This window comes from Vibrio sp. (assembly GCF_038138445.1).
Lineage (GTDB): Bacteria > Pseudomonadota > Gammaproteobacteria > Enterobacterales > Vibrionaceae > Vibrio.
The window spans coordinates 19,007-35,304 of record NZ_JAYQDQ010000042.1 but is presented as its reverse complement, the minus strand read 5'-3'; the positions used below and the strand labels follow the sequence as shown (position 1 = coordinate 35,304).

At 41.3% G+C, this 16,298-nt stretch carries 12 protein-coding genes and 3 pseudogenes; 10 read left to right on the top strand and 5 right to left on the bottom strand.

Going from position 1 to position 16,298, the window contains the following annotated elements:
* The 4 genes and pseudogenes from AAFM34_RS12205 to nspC all read left to right on the top strand — a co-directional run.
* Positions 1–1,434: pseudogene (locus tag AAFM34_RS12205) on the top strand (hypothetical protein); the annotation flags it as partial.
* 491 nt (positions 1,435–1,925) lie between these two features.
* Complete coding sequence (locus AAFM34_RS12200; protein ID WP_341663180.1) at positions 1,926–4,823, top strand: pyridoxal phosphate-dependent class III aminotransferase; 2,898 nt, start codon at positions 1,926–1,928, stop codon at positions 4,821–4,823.
* A gap of 16 nt (positions 4,824–4,839) precedes the next feature.
* Positions 4,840–6,083, top strand: a pseudogene (locus AAFM34_RS12195) (carboxynorspermidine synthase).
* Positions 6,084–6,158: 75 nt separating this feature from the next.
* Positions 6,159–7,292 carry a carboxynorspermidine decarboxylase gene (gene nspC / locus AAFM34_RS12190; RefSeq protein ID WP_341663178.1) on the top strand — a complete coding sequence of 378 codons (1,134 nt, stop codon included), beginning with the start codon at positions 6,159–6,161 and terminating at the stop codon, positions 7,290–7,292.
* A gap of 42 nt (positions 7,293–7,334) precedes the next feature.
* Here the strand turns inward: nspC and AAFM34_RS12185 are convergent, their stop codons facing one another.
* Positions 7,335–7,847 carry an ACT domain-containing protein gene (locus tag AAFM34_RS12185; RefSeq protein WP_341663176.1) on the bottom strand — a complete coding sequence of 171 codons (513 nt, stop codon included), beginning with the start codon at positions 7,845–7,847 and terminating at the stop codon, positions 7,335–7,337.
* Positions 7,848–8,110: 263 nt separating this feature from the next.
* Here AAFM34_RS12185 and AAFM34_RS12180 point away from each other — a divergent pair, with 263 nt between their 5' ends.
* Positions 8,111–9,298: an SGNH/GDSL hydrolase family protein gene (locus AAFM34_RS12180; RefSeq protein ID WP_341663174.1), complete on the top strand. Its 1,188-nt coding sequence runs from the start codon at positions 8,111–8,113 to the stop codon at positions 9,296–9,298.
* Positions 9,299–9,348: 50 nt separating this feature from the next.
* Here the strand turns inward: AAFM34_RS12180 and AAFM34_RS12175 are convergent, their stop codons facing one another.
* The gene (locus tag AAFM34_RS12175; RefSeq protein WP_341663171.1) at positions 9,349–10,182 is read right to left on the bottom strand and encodes a helix-turn-helix transcriptional regulator; all 834 of its coding nucleotides are present in this window, start codon (positions 10,180–10,182) and stop codon (positions 9,349–9,351) included.
* A gap of 79 nt (positions 10,183–10,261) precedes the next feature.
* Between AAFM34_RS12175 and AAFM34_RS12170 the strand changes: the two genes are divergently transcribed.
* Genes AAFM34_RS12170 through AAFM34_RS12160 form a run of 3 tightly spaced genes read left to right on the top strand, consistent with a single transcriptional unit; the run spans position 10,262 to position 11,960 of the window.
* The gene (locus AAFM34_RS12170; protein WP_341663169.1) at positions 10,262–10,990 is read left to right on the top strand and encodes a glutamine amidotransferase; all 729 of its coding nucleotides are present in this window, start codon (positions 10,262–10,264) and stop codon (positions 10,988–10,990) included.
* Between the two features lies 1 nt (position 10,991).
* On the top strand, positions 10,992–11,234 hold the full coding sequence (locus AAFM34_RS12165; protein WP_341663167.1) for a hypothetical protein: 243 nt from the start codon (positions 10,992–10,994) through the stop codon (positions 11,232–11,234).
* Positions 11,235–11,261: 27 nt separating this feature from the next.
* Positions 11,262–11,960 (top strand): MOSC domain-containing protein, encoded by a 699-nt coding sequence (locus AAFM34_RS12160; protein WP_341663166.1) that lies wholly within the window; start codon positions 11,262–11,264, stop codon positions 11,958–11,960.
* Positions 11,961–12,016: 56 nt separating this feature from the next.
* Here the strand turns inward: AAFM34_RS12160 and AAFM34_RS12155 are convergent, their stop codons facing one another.
* A complete protein-coding gene (locus AAFM34_RS12155; protein WP_341663165.1) occupies positions 12,017–12,913 on the bottom strand; it encodes a DUF3943 domain-containing protein in 897 nt (298 codons plus the stop codon).
* Positions 12,914–13,177: 264 nt separating this feature from the next.
* Between AAFM34_RS12155 and AAFM34_RS12150 the strand changes: the two genes are divergently transcribed.
* Both AAFM34_RS12150 and AAFM34_RS12145 read left to right on the top strand, forming a co-directional pair.
* Positions 13,178–14,419, top strand: coding sequence for a CinA family nicotinamide mononucleotide deamidase-related protein (locus tag AAFM34_RS12150; protein WP_341663164.1), 1,242 nt, complete (start codon positions 13,178–13,180; stop codon positions 14,417–14,419).
* Between the two features lie 252 nt (positions 14,420–14,671).
* Entirely contained in the window at positions 14,672–14,923 is a 252-nt protein-coding gene (locus tag AAFM34_RS12145) for a hypothetical protein (protein ID WP_341663163.1), read from the top strand.
* 52 nt (positions 14,924–14,975) lie between these two features.
* Here AAFM34_RS12145 and yfaE read toward each other — a convergent pair whose 3' ends face one another.
* Both yfaE and nrdB read right to left on the bottom strand, forming a co-directional pair.
* A complete protein-coding gene (gene yfaE, locus AAFM34_RS12140) occupies positions 14,976–15,254 on the bottom strand; it encodes a class I ribonucleotide reductase maintenance protein YfaE (protein ID WP_341663162.1) in 279 nt (92 codons plus the stop codon).
* Positions 15,254–16,258: pseudogene (nrdB, locus tag AAFM34_RS12135) on the bottom strand (class Ia ribonucleoside-diphosphate reductase subunit beta); the annotation flags it as partial. The gene yfaE and the pseudogene nrdB, both read right to left, overlap by 1 nt.
* Positions 16,259–16,298 lie beyond the last annotated feature (40 nt).

The following is a 16,298-nucleotide window of genomic DNA, read 5'->3' as shown; positions in this document are numbered from 1 at the left end:
AACGACTTTGAGCTCAACCCCAACGTGCACAACTTGGTGGTGACCGCGACCGAAGTTAGTGGGTTGGGTATACAGCAATCTACAAACATCAACGTGGCGCTGTCCGAACTAAATGTGAATGAGTTGCCTGTTGCCCAAAGCTTCAGCGTTGATGCTGGAGACTTAATTTCTGTACCGATTGTTTTTGATTCTACAGATTCTAGTCTAGACCGTATTTCTGATGAAGATGACGACTTTAATAACGTAAAGCTGAACGTCATGCTCACTTCTTTACCGACAAATGGTACTTTGCTTTACACGGATACATCAGGTCAAACAAGGGCTCTAACAGCTTCTGATCTTCACACAATAGGCCAAGCAGTAGACAACGCCAAATTACTAAACCCTGATAATATTTCCTTTGTACCAGCGGCCGGACCTTCATTTGAAATTGGGTACAGTGGCGACCCTTCCAATATAGTCCTCGATAATGGTTTTTATCGTTGGGGTGATTTCGTTAGTGCTACAGAAAGGCAGGTAACTCTCGATAACGGTAATACTATTGGCATTAGGGTAACTGGTAATAATGGTAAGGCTTTGAAGCAATACACGGGGAATAGCGGACATGTTGGGTGGGGGATAGGTGATCTCGATGGCTCTGGAATGAACAAACAGGAAACCCTCATTATAGACTTGTCGGACAATCCTCTTGATGTGGTTACGTTTGGGCTTGATGGTATGGGAGGAGCATTTAATGCGGGTAGTAGTGTCTACGTTGAAGTGACTTATACATTCGCCGACAACACAACCCACGTAGAACAATACCAAAAAGATCCTGGACACACAGGTAACAGTCAAATTTTGTATGATTTTACTTATTCATCACCCAATAACCCAATAGTCTCAATGGAGTTGACATCTACAGGCGGGAGTTGGGAACTACGTTATCTTTCCGGTAATCAGCAGGTGACTGAAGATGTAACTTTCAATTATGTAGCTGTAGACTCTGACTCGGCTGTTAGTAATGAAGCTACTGTTACTCTTGATGTAAGTGATTCTCCTCAATATGAAGTGCTCTCTGCCGCCAATGAGGTGACTGCGCTACTTGGGAATCAAATTTTACTCGGTGATAGTAGTGATAATGTATTTAAATGGCTCGATAATACTCTGGATAGTGGCACAGATGTAGTTAAGAATTTTGATTTAGGGAATGACTTGCTCGATTTTAGAGACATTTTGGATGATAACGACGTCGAAGTCGCCGACCTGATTAGTAAAATAGCACTGTCTGTAGATAATGATAATGTTATTTTAACGGTTAGTGATGAAGGTTCGGATCAAACTATCATTTTGGAGGGCACTACGACCTCATTTGAAAACGCTGGATTAATCGTCAATGATGTGATTGTCAGTGAGCTCAATACCCTGACTCAAATTTTGAAAGTGGACAGTTAGTTACTCGTACTAAGTTATATGCTCTTTAGGTTAAATCACATAAACATTCGTTAATCGCGTAAAGTCCTTGTTAATTATTTTTTTTTACTGTAGTGTCGCGCGCAATCTCGGGTTTGTCTTAATATTGATATTCTGGGGGATACGCGCGATAAACATTCAGGCTGAGTATTTATTGCGTAGGGTAGGTATCGATAAGTTCTTTTGTCGATAGATGGGATACTAATGTCGCCAATGCGGCATGTTGATGGGAAACCCAACATTGAACTCACATAAAAAACACACACTGATCAGCTTTGTTCTACCTCAATGCCCTGTATTACAAAACAGTTGCATTACTGAACCTTGATTAACCCGCGATAAATTTCAATCCATCTACTCGATGGAGCGCACTCGTATAGCTGCTGTTTCGCTAGCTTGATACGAAGGGTAGCTATACCTGCTATCCAATATAATAGTCAAAGAAGTTACACAGAATATCGAAGGAGCTAGTCATGAGTACTGCCTTTGAAGTCGATAATTCGTTGAATGAAAACAATATCGCAAGTCCATTTTCGTCGCAAATTCCCATTGTAGATGGAATTTACGACCTTACCCCTGATTCTGTCTTACAAGAGCAATCCGAGCATGAATCAGAGGTCCGTTCTTATCCTCGCCGGATCCCGATTGCTATTAAACAAGCTTATGGAGTACTGGTTGAAGATACACGAGGTCAAATTTTCCTAGATTGTTTAGCGGGTGCTGGTACGCTTGCTCTTGGTTATAACCATCCGGAAATCAATCAAGCACTCAAAAATCAGCTTGATTCTGGCCTGCCATACCAAACGCTTGATATTGCAACGAAAGCCAAAACTGACTTTATTCAGTCTGTGAAAAATTTTCTTCCGCAAGAGCTTGGAGAAAATTGCGTTATTCAGTTCTGTGGACCTTCAGGAGCGGATGCTGTAGAGGCTGCGATTAAACTTGCTAAACAAACCACTGGTAGAAATAGCATGTTTGCTTTCCGAGGTGCTTACCATGGGATGACTAATGGCACTATGGGCATGATGGGTAACTTAGGTACCAAAGCTCGCCGCACTGGCTTGATGTCGGACGTGCATTTTATGCCATTCCCGTACGATTTACGCTGTCCTTTTGGTTTGGGCGGAGAAGAGGGAGCACGTGCTGGTATCCGTTACATTGAGCGCTTGCTTAATGATGACGAGGCAGGAATCATGAAGCCTGCGGCTATTATCGTCGAACCTATCCAAGGAGAGGGTGGTGTCATACCTGCACCAGCATTCTGGCTACAAGAGCTTCGTCGTATTTGTGATGAACATGAAATACTACTGATTTTTGACGAAATCCAATGTGGTGTTGGTAAATCTGGATACCATTTTGCGTTCGAGGAAGCTGGTATCGTTCCTGACATATTATGTTTATCCAAAGCAATTGGTGGAGGTTTGCCAATGTCTCTGCTGGTGATCAATAAAGAGCATGATACTTGGTTACCTGGAGAGCATACTGGTACATTTCGTGGCAACCAACTTGCGATGGTATCTGGTGCTAAGGCGTTAGAGATCATTGAACGAGATAATCTTGTTGAGCACACCAATGTTGCTGGTCAGTATTTACGTTTGGGACTAGAAGGCATTCAAAAACGTGTCAACTGTATTGCTGATGTACGTGGTAAAGGATTGATGTTGGGTGTGGAAATTTGTCAGCCAAATCAAGAGCGAAACAAGTTTGGTGAACCTGAGTCAGATGGAGAGTTAACCTTATCCATTCAACGCGCAGCACTTGAGAGAGGTTTGATGGTTGAAAAAGGCGGACGCGACGGCTCGGTCATCCGATTCCTACCCCCGCTTATTATTTCCTTTGAACAGATCGATTTTGCTCTTCGTGTTCTCGAAGAAGCTATTTTGGTTTCTGGCGGTGCTTATAAGGTTCAACAGGAATCAAATCAAGCATGGAAAAAATACTTCATTCAGGCAGGTGAATCGGAGAGGGCTGATTTTAGCAAAGCCATGAACCATGCGACTGCAGCAATGGAAAAAGTGTTTGAGCAAGTCAGTGGTCCCTATTCAGGTGTCGAGCCTAAAAAGCATGAAGAGTTAATCAATGCAGTTGACCTTAGCAATCAACAATCAAATTTGTTCGATGTTATCGATCATACCGCAGACCTTGTCGGCAAAAACGCGATCTTCACACAGCATCCAGATTGTATCGCACATTTACATACTCCTCCGCTGCTATCTTCGGTAGTGGCTGAGACAATCATTGCGTCTTTGAATCAGTCTATGGATTCTTGGGATCAAGCTTCATCTGCAACCTATGTTGAACAAAAAGTAGTGAGTTGGCTGTGTGAAAAATATGAACTAGGCAAAATGTCTGATGGTATTTTTACTAGCGGTGGAACCCAGAGTAACCAAATGGGATTGATGTTGGCGCGAGATTGGGTGGCTGATAGGTTATCTGGTCATTCAGTTCGTCAACATGGACTGCCAGATTATGCAGATAAACTAAGGATTATTTGTTCAGACAAATCACATTTCACCATTCACAAGGCTGCATCTTGGATGGGGCTTGGTAAGCAATCTGTTTTGACTGTTGCAACCAAGGCTGATGGCACTATGGACACAGTGCAACTGGAAAGAGTGGTTGCAGACGCTAAATCTAATGGTCTTATTCCATTTGCTCTTGTAGGTACCGCTGGTACGACAGATCATGGTGCAATTGATGATTTGAATACGCTTGCTGATATAGCAGATGCCCACCAAATGTGGATGCATGTCGATGGAGCATACGGTGGAGCGCTGGTATTCAGTAGCCACAAAGACCGCTTGGCAGGGATAGAACGTGCTCATTCTATAAGTGTTGATTTTCATAAGTTATTTTATCAAACCATAAGCTGTGGTTCTTTACTGGTTAAAGATAAATCTCACTTTAAGTATTTGCTTCATCACGCAGATTATCTTAATAGAGAGCACGACGAGTTACCTAATCTTGTCGATAAGTCTATCGCAACCACTAAACGGTTTGATGCCTTAAAGGTGTTTATGACGATGCAAAACGTAGGACCTAAAACATTAGGGGCCATGTATGATCATCTGTTAGAACAAACCCAGAAGGTCGCCGAGTTAATCAACCAAGAAAAAGACTTCGAGCTTTTATCACCCCCATTACTGTCGACTGTTTTATTTAGAGTCACAAGTAAACATTCGGTAGACCTAAATGAATTAAATAAAAAGGTTCGACTGGAAGCCTTAACGCGCGGTATTGCTGTATTAGGTGAAACCATTGTTGATGATAAAACGGCACTTAAATTTACGATTCTAAATCCATGTTTGGCAATGTCTGACTTTGAATCATTAATCTCAAAAATTAACAAGCTAGCAATTGAGTTAGCGTAACTTAGGTAATAAAACTATGGCAATTCTTCAGATTGGCGCAGGTGGTGTTGGCTGGGTAGTGGCACACAAAGCAGCACAAAATAATAAGATCTTGGGTGATATTACTATTGCTTCGAGAACAGTGAGCAAATGTGAAAAAATCATCGCTTCAATTGATAAGAAAAACAACCTACAAGATCCGACAAAAAACTAGAGGCAAGGGCTGTTAATGCGGATGACGTGGATGCTCTCGTTACTCTAATTAATGAAGTCAAACCTGACCTAGTCATTAATGCTGGTCCTCCATGGGTTAACATGACGATCATGGAAGCGTGCTATCAAGCTAAAGTATCTTATTTAGATACGTCGGTTGCCGTCGATCTCTGCTCTGAAGGACAGCAAGTACCACAAGCCTATGACTGGCAATGGGGCTATCGCGAGAAGTTTGCAGAAGCTGGCATTACTGGGATTCTGGGTGCTGGTTTTGACCCGGGTGTTGTTTCTGTATTTGCAGCCTATGCAGTGAAACATTTGTTCGATGAGATCGATACAATTGACGTTATGGATGTGAACGCAGGTGATCACGGTAAGAAATTCGCTACTAACTTTGATCCAGAAACGAACATGCTTGAAATTCAAGGCGACTCTTTTTACTGGGAAAATGAGCAGTGGAAGCAAGTACCTTGTCACTCGAGAATGCTAGAGTTTGATTTTCCATTAGTGGGTAAACACAAAGTCTATTCTATGGCTCATGATGAAGTCAGATCGATGCAAGAGTTTATTCCGGCAAAACGAATAGAGTTTTGGATGGGTTTTGGTGATAAATACCTCAACTACTTCAACTGTATGCGAGATATAGGCTTATTAAGCCCGGATCCTTTGACGCTGCATGATGGTACTACGGTTCAACCCCTTCATGTTTTAAAGGCGTTACTTCCTGATCCGACTTCTCTTGCCCCCGGATATGTAGGTAAAACTTGTATCGGAACTTGGGTTCAAGGCAAGAAAGACGGCAAAGAGCGTAGTGTGTTTATTTATAACAATGCTGACCATCAAGTGGCGTATGAAGATGTCGAACATCAGGCTATCTCATACACGACTGGTGTACCAGCCATTACAGCAGCATTGCAGTTTTTCAGCGGTAAATGGGCAGATAAGGGCGTGTTCAATATGGAGCAACTCGACCCAGATCCATTTTTGGAAACTATGCCTGAGATTGGCCTTGATTGGCATGTTCAGGAATTAGTAGTTGGACAGCCAGATATTCAGATTTTGAAATAATTCCAAGCCTCCAATTTATTTACCCCAAAGCCGGTACTTAGTTATCGGCTTTATTCGATTTTACGGTATTTAGAAATGCAAAAAAATGAATTAAAAACACCCTATTTTATGATCAATGAAGCAAAATTGATTGAGAATTTAGAGCAGGCTAAGAAACTAAAAGAGATATCAGGTGCAAAATTGGTATTGGCTCTTAAGTGCTTCTCAACTTGGGGTGTTTTTAACATCATTAAACCTTATTTAGATGGTACTACTAGCTCGGGGCCGTATGAAGTCAAGCTAGGATATGAGACGTTTGGCGGAGAAACTCATGCTTACAGTGTGGGATATAGCGAGGAGGATGTTCGTGAAGTAGCTGATATTTGTGATAAATTAATTTTCAATTCACACAGTCAGCTGTCCGCTTATCGTCATATTGTCGAGAACAAGGCATCGATCGGTCTTAGGCTTAATCCCGGTGTTAGCTATGCAGGGCAAGACTTAGCCAACCCAGCAAGACAGTTTTCTCGTTTGGGTGTACAGTTCGATCATATAGACCCAGCAGTATTTGAAAGTATTGATGGTGTTATGTTTCACATGAATTGTGAAAATAAGGATGTGGATGCGTTTATTCGTTTGCTAGATTCAGTTTCAGAACAATTTGGTCAATATCTCGATAAGCTTTCTTGGGTCAGCTTGGGTGGAGGCGTGTTTTTCACTTGGCCAGGTTATGATATTGAGAAGTTGGGCCTAGCACTCAAAGCATTTGCGCTTAAGCATGGTGTACAGGTTTACTTAGAACCAGGTGAAGCGATTATCACTAACACGACTGAATTGGCTGTGACTGTGGTTGATATCGTTGAGAATGGTATGACAACTGCCATTGTTGACTCCGCGACAGAAGCTCATCGGCTAGATACCCTGATATACAATGAGCCTGCATCAATTCGTGAAGCATCAAAACAGGGTGACTATGAATATGTTATTGGATCATGTTCATGTTTAGCTGGCGATCAGTTCTGTGTGACAAGTTTTGAGCAGCCGCTTGAAATTGGGCAGCGACTGCATATTTTGGATAGTGCTGGTTACACTATGGTGAAGCTTAACTGGTTTAATGGTCTGCGTATGCCGTCTGTGTATTGTGAACGTTCAAACGGTGAAATTCAGAAACTTAATGAATTTAACTATTTAGACTTTAAGCGCTCCCTCTCACAGTGGAGTGTTAAATAGATCTGTATAGTCGCGGCTGGGTAGCTGCAAGCTACCCATTTACTAGGATTCAACAATCACACGAATACCGATGCTGAGAGTCTCCAAGTCTTTGACTACATCATCAATGATCACATCGTCAGGGAGTCTAACAGTCATAGTGGCTGTGAATAGGCTTGAGCTCACACCGCCTCCGCCAGCAATAAAAACACGCTGGCAATCCATATCTAATATATAGATATCTTGTTTATCGAGTGCATGGCTTATTTCGTTGACGATACCTGCTCGGTCTGCCGAATCTAATCTAAGTTTATAGATGCTTTCTACATTCTGAATATGGCTTTGTGCTTTACTAAACTTAACAAGAAGATCGTCTCGATTACAAAAAGCTTCTTTAACTAAGTCTTCATTTTCTTGAGGGATCTCAACTTTAATAACACCTGCAACTTGCTCTTCCAAAAAGTTCACCTTACTGACAAGCCATTTGCCGCCATGTTCATGGGTAATACTGGCAAGTTGCTTAATTGTTTTTGGTGTTGCATTTCCTGCAAAACTGACGATAAAAATACGATTCATATGACCACCTGAGCAAAATCTATCTCGCATATCTAGTTTGATTGTAGAAGTCCCTAGAAAGTGGAGGTTGATTTCGGTCAATATTTGAAGCCGAATTTGTTTCATTTGACAAAAATGCCGTCCTGAGATGCTCAATATCACAGTAATTCGACCAACAAATGATAGAGCTAATTTAGGCAACAATTTTCATAACTTTTCTGGTGATATTCGCATTTAAATTGGCAATGTGAATTTATCGTTTAATTCCAATTGAGGGTTATGATGTGAAAGTGTCAGCGTTAGGTCGGGTGTTTATTTCACCAGTCTATAATAGGGATTTAGCTGAGAGAAAGCTTGAGGTTGTTTCTGTATCTCAACCATCTGAGTACGGTAAAAGCCGCTCTGCTTCTTTACCGCCTTTTAAGTTTGAGACTTTGTCTGAGGCTCAGCATAAACCGATACAACCAGAACGATTGAACATTACTTCATCCGATGCTTCAGACTCCAAGAGCCGAGTCTATGGACTTACAATACGTGATCATCAAGAAACGGCAGCGCTTAAAAAGCACTCTGAAAGTAAATCATTAGATGGTATCAAGCGCTTGGTGGTTATTGGTGATAGCCTATCGGATTCACATGGACGTATGAAATCAAAGACATTAGGGCTTATGCTGTCTTCTAGGCAGTACCATGAAGGGCGTTTTACAAACGGGTTTGTTTGGCCAGACTTTATATCCTCAGATGCATACTTGAAAAAGCACATCAAAGATAAAGATGCGCGTGATAATTTCAAATTATTCAATTATGCAGAGGGCGGGGCTGTCACAGCACGTTATTCGAAGTTAGACCCTACATTTATTCTCATATCTCACATGAGCAGACAAATTCGAAAGCATGATAAAAAGGAAGGATTTAAGCCAGGTGATATGGTGGTACTTGCATTAAGTGCCAATGACTATATGACTTTTTCCAAACGAGACATTAAAAAGGTGATGAACTGCTACCGAAATCAAATAACCAAGTTGGTGGAGTCAAAAGGAGTGAAGCATATTCTAGTTACTGGTGTTCCCGACCTGTCAACAACAGCTTTAGCTCAGAGAAAAGGCCAAGATTACCAACAGAAGATGGCCAAAATATCTCATGAGCATAATGCCACAATGCAAGACTTACTAAAGGAGATGAATGAAAAATATAGAGATAAGGGAGTAGCAATAAAGTTTTTCGATTTTGGTGGGGAGTTAAGCAAACTTGTGGTAGCGGCAAATAAAGTGGGGTACGACACAGTGACCGAAGAGCAAGCAGGTTATGTTGATTTACGGCGCTACTTTGGATTTGGAGGATGGAGCCAGCCGTTTGATCCCGCACATAAGCACATATTTCACGATCAGGTTCACCCTAGCCAAGAAGTCCACCAAATCCTTGCGTCGCGTATGTGTGACTTTATTGTCAACGAGTTTGGCAGTGACAGCTAATCTCCTCTGTTTGACAGTAAGTCTGGCGCTGCATTTATGAAATAAAAAGTCTATTCATTATAGAGCTCATAATATTGTTGGTTTTCATTGAGTCTAAATTGCTGTGGGGTAAGGTCAAAATAGGATTTGAATGCCTTAATATAGGAGGAATCATTCTTATATCCCACTTTGTCAGCAATAACTTGGATAGGGAATCCTTGGTCTAATAAAGGCAAAGAATAAATAAGTCTTAAATGTTGGCGCCAGCGTGGGAAAGAAGTATTAAATTCTTTAAAAAACAGTCGTGATAATGTCCTGTCTGAAGCGCCAACCCTCTCTCCCCAAGTTTTTAGGGACCAGTCTAAATCAGGCCTTTCTGATAGTTGATTAAAGATAAACCTTAGCCGTCGATCCTGAGGTAAAAGGAGCTGAAACGTCACCACTTCATCTGCATATATTTGATCATGTAGTACGTCGAGTAGGCGGATCATCTTATCCTCTGAGTGTTTATATGAGTGCGTTCTACGAATTTCTTGAAGTAGTTGTTTGAGAAATGGCGTTAGGTAGAGCGTTCGCAACTTGTTAGTATGAACTCGACTTAAGTCGGGATTAATATAGATGCCAATGAAAGTGGTGTTAGACAATGCGATGGACTCATGATTTAAAGTTGCGGGCACGAACAAGGCTGAAGTATGGGGAAGAAGATACTGATAGTTGCCTGACTGTGTCTGCAATAGCCCTTTTATGGGGAAAATGATTTGATGCCAATTGTGGCTATGCATTTCGTCTACATAGCCTTTAGCCATTTCTATCGTTCTCACCAAAACTGGTGAGTCTGGTTGAGTAGCGATAATCTCATTCGCTGATAGTTGATGTTCCTGTTTTTTATCTTGGCGGCTTGGCATTGTAAGGTGTCTTATTATCTCTATCTCGACATCAATGGCCGAGGTTAGCATAGTATCATTAACTATCACAGGAGAGACTATGCATATTCACTTTGTTATCCATGAGTCATTTGAGGGGCCAGGTTATTTCGAATCTTGGGTATTTAACAACGGGTTTAAAGCCAGTTATACACGCCTTTATTTAGGTGACATCCTGCCTAGAAATACTCAAGACTTCGATGTTTTGATTGTTTTGGGCGGTCCTCAAAGCCCTTCGACATCTCAAAAGGAAAGTCCTCATTTTGATGCCAATAAAGAGAAAAATCTTATTAGCGAAGCAATATCGAACAACAAAGCGGTTGTGGGCGTCTGTTTAGGTGCTCAACTTATTGGAGAAGCTTTAGGTGCCGGATATACAAAAAGTCCGGAACCTGAAATTGGCGCTTTTCCTATTACACTCTTACCCCATGGATTGAATGACCCTCTACTCTGTATGTTTGAGGGAGAGGAATTGGTCGGGCATTGGCATAGTGATATGCCAGGTTTAACTCAAGATGCAGAGATACTTGCATATAGTCAAGGCTGTCCTCGGCAGATAGTTCGTTATGCTGAATTGGTTTATGGTTTCCAGTGTCACCTTGAATTCACCTCCCTTGAACTTCCGGCTTTGATAGAAAATAGTGCCGAGCAACTTGAGCTTGGAAGTGAGCACAAGTTTATTCAATCTGAAGATGAGATTTTAGATATGCAAACCTCGCGGATGAATCATCTACTTCACTCTTTTCTTGATGGCTTAGTGCAGAAATATTTGCAGAAGGATTGTCATTGATATGAGATATCGAGTAGATATATACCAGCAAGAGAAGCTGCTTTTTAACGTGAACGTTGAACATATAGATAAAGATAAAAGAGAAAGACATTTAGAACTACTGCGATTGAAGTTTCCTTCACAAGAAGGTTATAAGCTTAAAATCTTCTATTCAGATCACGAAATTCGCTATCTTAAGAGTGCTGGAGACAGTGTGGAGCTACTTGCTGCATTACCTGTTTATAAATCAGTTCCACATAGCTGAAACTAAACGGATTCTATTGAGGTAAATATGCAAGAATTAGGCAAAGTAAACTCTGTCCTTGTAGGCAAAGCAGAAGTGTTTGCTCATGGAGCCAGAAGTGCGATTGATAAGAAAGTTGTCGAAGGGCGTCAGTCCGTCTCTTTCCTAGGTCTTGTTGGCGATGAGCAAGGAGACCCACGTTTCCACGGTGGAGTAGAAAAGGCTCTCCACATATACCCCACTGAGCACTATAGCAAGTGGGTGAAAGAACTTGGCGATCGGGATATTTTTCATCATATCGGAGCGTTTGGTGAAAACATAAGCTCTAGTGGTGTCACGGAAAAGGATATCTGTATAGGCGATAAAATACGTATAGGATCAACGCTTTTAGAGGTTTCTCAAGGTCGGATGCCTTGTTGGAAATTGAATGTGCGCTTTGATCAGAAGGATATGGCAAAACGGCTGCAAAACTCATTACGAACAGGTTGGTATTTCAGAGTTATTCAAGAGGGAAATATTGGGCAAGATGATGACATCATCTTGTGCGATAGACCTTATCCAGAGTGGTCACTTGCTAGGATTATGAGCCCAATTTTTGAGGGTTGTCTCGATATTACAGAGTTACAAAGATTAGCCCAGTTGCCTTTGGTAGAATCATGGAAAACGTTAGTTATGCGAAGAATGAATGATCGACTGTTGGAAGATTGGTCACCTAGGATAGAAGGCCCCGGTAGTAAAGACGAATAAAAGTGGCGTTGCAAGCCTGTTATAACAATAACTAGGCTTGCAACCATAGATTATTTTTAGAAAGTAATTTTCATTTCTACACCATAAAACACATCGTCGTAACTAGCGCCTGAATCTAAGGCAAACTTGGCGGCATCTTGATTACCAAACCACGGTTTGGTGCTGAATTGGAACTCGGCTGAGCCACCCCATGCATTGCTGACCCAGCCATGGATATGACCAACTGGATTGAGAAAGAACAAGCTGACACTACCCATGGTTTCAGAACCCCATACTTCGCCGCCATTAGCGACGATATCCTGTTCTGCCTCAAACATCATTTCACCAACAACAGCACCAAAGAATGGAGTAATGAATAGGTCTTGCCAAGATGGTACTTCTGCAAATGCTTCTACGCCATACTCCCAGAAAAAAGTCGATAAGGTAGCAGAGTATAAGAAAGATTCGAATTCATTAAAGCCAGCATGACGAGCAGCAGTATAATAGACACCACCGAAGTATGGATGCATAACATAGTTAAGAAAGTGGTCGTCTCTGTCCCAAACTGGGCCTGAAGTAACATTGTCTTTCCATTTTGAACCAAGGCCGCTTAAATCTCGGTCTTCTTCGTCCCATTTGGTGATAGACTCAGGGAGTAAAGTCATTAGTCCTACTGTCGCAACACTGAGACCCAAAATAGTGTATGTTTGTCCCTTAAGATAATCCCAATCTTTTTCGCTTTGTACTGTGAGGTATTTTGGTAACTCGGGCTCTTCAAGTTTTAACTCACTTTCGGTTAGACCTAAATTGTATGTACTTTGTGATTTGTATGAATATGGGGTATCGAAAAGGTGGTAGCTTTGACTGTCTTCTACTGTATATGAGAACTCAATGTGCTTAGGAGTTTCATAGATGTTGGCGTTTGTGTAGGCAGAAAACGACAACATCAAAGTCGTGATGTATTTTTTGTACACGGATAAACTCCATAATCTTGTGCTTGAACTGTCCCTAGTTCACGATTATCCACCAAAGTAACTAGAATGAAAACCGCAACTTGTGCTAATTAAGAAACTAATACTCTTAGCTGCGCTCAAACTATGAAGGAGGTCCGTTATTATACTCTTCATAAATGAGCTAAGATGCTTATCAGTTCGATATTCATACTTCTCTGACTAGCTTCTATCTTAAAGCGGAAGAGTTATCATGGTTATTAAGAACTTCCTAAAAGGAAAGTGAATATGTTGAAAATAGCGATGTTAAGCACTGGTGAAGAAGTGCTTCATGGGGATATTGTCGATACAAACGCCGCTTGGTTGTCTGAAAAATTTTTCCAACGTGGTTTTTCTTTGTCTAAACGCTCTACTGTCGGAGACAGCAAATCAGCGTTAGTTGAAGAGCTAATGATGTTGAGTTTTAACTACGATGTAGTGGTAGTAAACGGGGGGCTAGGACCGACAACAGACGATGTCAGCGCTGAAGCAGCAGCTCAGGCTTCTGGCAGTGAGTTAGAACTTTATTCACAATGGATGGATAAATTAGAAAAACACTTTGCAGCTCGCGGTATGGACATGCCAGAAAGTAACCGCAAACAAGCCATGCTACCCCGAGGGGCAGTTATTCTGGATAACCCGATTGGCACAGCATGTGGCTTTTCACTTACTTTTAATGATTGTGACTTCTATTTTACACCAGGCGTACCCAGTGAGTTTTATTTAATGGTTGAATCAGTCATTCTACCCAAGTTGAACGAGCGTCATGGTAACGTGATTGGTTTTGATTGCAGTAAGTTATATACCTTTGGCCTATCAGAATCATACCTCTCTGACCTTATGGATAAGGTCGAGTTACCAGATGGATATACACTAGGCTATCGCTCCTATTTACCCTATATAGAAGTGAAGTTGTTCGGACCAAAAGATGATACCGACAATAGAGTAAAGCTTCTGAAAATTATTCATGATTTGATTGAAGCGAATGTCGTCAGTGTTGACGAACCATTAGAAGACTGTGTCGCTCATCTTATTACAGAAAAAGGTAAGTCAATTTCTACAGCAGAACAGTCAACGTATGGTCAACTTATTAGGTGGTTAAACTCCAATGATCAAACGGCACATTACTGCGAACACGGATGGGTTTTGGGAGAAAGAATGGATGTTGGAGACAGTAGCAACGATGCTTTAGCTGCCATACTCGCCCTTGCTGGAGCCACCAGAGAAAAGTGTCTCACTGATATCGCACTAGCAACTGGAAAGATCAAAGATCAAACATTTTCGGTCGCTATTGCTACTTCTGAAGGTGAATGGGGGCAGACATTAAGCTTCAATCGCTCACTAACTCGTGATGATAGAGTTGCTGTCATTACTACTGTGGCTGCAGATATGCTGCGGCGTTACTTCTTGAGTAAAGGCATGTTTCCTCACTACAGTTCCCTTACTCGCGCTAAAGAAATTTATGTTCCTAGAGAGTATGTCAGTAATTAAAATGTTGAGTCATATTTGGATAGTTTGATGATGATGTTGTCAAAGCTTGAAGTTAGACACGTATCATTAAGTGAATGAATATGTTTCTTATTTCAGGCATGCTTTGATGAATGTTTTTTAGAAGAAAATCATCTAAAGCTTAAAGTTATGATTTTAAATAGATGGCTGAAGCATACCACAATTGGAACGTGCATTTGTTCTAATTGCGCTTAAAATGAAAGTTCATCGGAGGTTTTACCTAGGGAGGTTCGCATGTGCCAGCATTCGAGAATTGTAGTGTGGTATCAAGTTGCAGACCAAAAAGTTGTGCTAGGAGAATCACTTAGTGAGTTTGGTCAGGATGTTAGTTCTATTTGGCTCAGTGTGCCAGAAGAAGAAAATCAAGAGAATTCATTAGGCTACCGTTTGTCTCTATTTGATGATGGTGGGAGAGAAATAGCCAGCAAAGCAGTGTCCACACAGACTGCTGATGAATTTTTAGCTCGCATTAAAGTTCGCGTTTAAGCTGCATGTATAAAAAACCCAGCTCGTTAAGCTGGGTTATCTTTTTACATAATTATGCACTTTTATCTTTAATGGTGTAACTGACACTTTCAATTTCTATGTCGGATTTTGCTTTGCAGATACAAGGCAAAATCTCATTAGTTTCAGTGTAGGCCATTGCAAAACCAACGTACTCAACCTCACCTTTGGCTAGTTTACAGCGGCACGCACCGCAGTGACCATCTCGGCAGTTGTATTCAGGTACTATTCCAGCATTTTCCATTGTCTCAAGAATGGTGTTAGAAGGATTGGACTGAATAGAGGTAGTACCGTTGATTTTTATATTGGGCATTAGAGCTCAAAGTCCTTAAAGTCGTCTGCCTGAACATCACTATCTATCTGACCCACAAGATAAGATGATATTTCAGCTTCTTGTGGTGCCACTTGAACATTATCTGATGATAGCCAAGCGTTGATCCAAGGAATTGGGTTAGACGTTGCCTCTGGGTATGCTGCATCGAGCCCAACGGCTTGCATACGGATGTTGGTAATGTACTCAACGTATTGGCAAAGAATGTCTTTGTTAAGACCAATCATAGAACCATCTTTAAACAGATACTCTGCCCACTCTTTTTCTTGCTCAGCTGCGGCTTTAAATAAGTCGAAACATTCTTGTTTACACTCTTCTGCAATCTGCATGAATGAAAAATCATCCTGACCGTTACGTAAGAGGTTGATCATATGTTGTGTGCCTGTCAGATGGAGGGCTTCATCACGTGCAATGAGCTTGATGATTTTCGCGTTACCTTCCATCAGCTCACGCTCAGCAAAAGCAAAAGAGCAGGCAAAACTTACATAAAATCGAATGGCTTCTAGAGCATTTACTGACATCAAACAGACATAAAGCTTTTTCTTAAGGTCGTGCAACTTAACAGTAATTTGTTCACCGTTAACGGTATGTGTACCTTCACCGTAACGATGGTAGTCATTGGTTAACTGAATTAGGTCATCGTAGTACTGAGAAATATCTTCTGCTCGTTTTAAAATATGCTCATTTTCAACAATGTCATCAAATACAATCGCAGGATCATTGATGATATTGCGTATGATATGAGTATATGAACGAGAGTGAATCGTCTCAGAAAATGACCAAGTTTCAATCCAAGTTTCAACTTCAGGCAGTGATACTAAAGGCAGTAAAGCGACGTTTGGGCTGCGTCCTTGAATCGAGTCAAGCAGAGTTTGATATTTCAAATTAGAAATGAAAATATGCTTTTCATGCTCTGGCAGCTTGTTGTAGTCGATACGATCGCTTGAAACGTCTACTTCTTCTGGTCGCCAGAAAAATGATTTTTGGGACGGGAAATTAGCACCCATAAGTCACATAAGTAAATCC

What these genes read in the sequence shown, in the direction of transcription:
- nspC (WP_341663178.1), top strand. Translation starts at nt 6,159, where the DNA reads ATGCAAAAAAATGAATTAAAAACACCCTATTTTATGATCAATGAAGCA.
- AAFM34_RS12175 (WP_341663171.1), bottom strand. Translation starts at nt 10,182, where the DNA reads ATGCCAAGCCGCCAAGATAAAAAACAGGAACATCAACTATCAGCGAAT.
- AAFM34_RS12170 (WP_341663169.1), top strand. Translation starts at nt 10,262, where the DNA reads ATGCATATTCACTTTGTTATCCATGAGTCATTTGAGGGGCCAGGTTAT.
- AAFM34_RS12150 (WP_341663164.1), top strand. Translation starts at nt 13,178, where the DNA reads ATGTTGAAAATAGCGATGTTAAGCACTGGTGAAGAAGTGCTTCATGGG.
- yfaE (WP_341663162.1), bottom strand. Translation starts at nt 15,254, where the DNA reads ATGCCCAATATAAAAATCAACGGTACTACCTCTATTCAGTCCAATCCT.
- AAFM34_RS12185 (WP_341663176.1), bottom strand. Translation starts at nt 7,847, where the DNA reads ATGAATCGTATTTTTATCGTCAGTTTTGCAGGAAATGCAACACCAAAA.
- AAFM34_RS12165 (WP_341663167.1), top strand. Translation starts at nt 10,992, where the DNA reads ATGAGATATCGAGTAGATATATACCAGCAAGAGAAGCTGCTTTTTAAC.
- AAFM34_RS12200 (WP_341663180.1), top strand. Translation starts at nt 1,926, where the DNA reads ATGAGTACTGCCTTTGAAGTCGATAATTCGTTGAATGAAAACAATATC.
- AAFM34_RS12160 (WP_341663166.1), top strand. Translation starts at nt 11,262, where the DNA reads ATGCAAGAATTAGGCAAAGTAAACTCTGTCCTTGTAGGCAAAGCAGAA.
- AAFM34_RS12145 (WP_341663163.1), top strand. Translation starts at nt 14,672, where the DNA reads ATGTGCCAGCATTCGAGAATTGTAGTGTGGTATCAAGTTGCAGACCAA.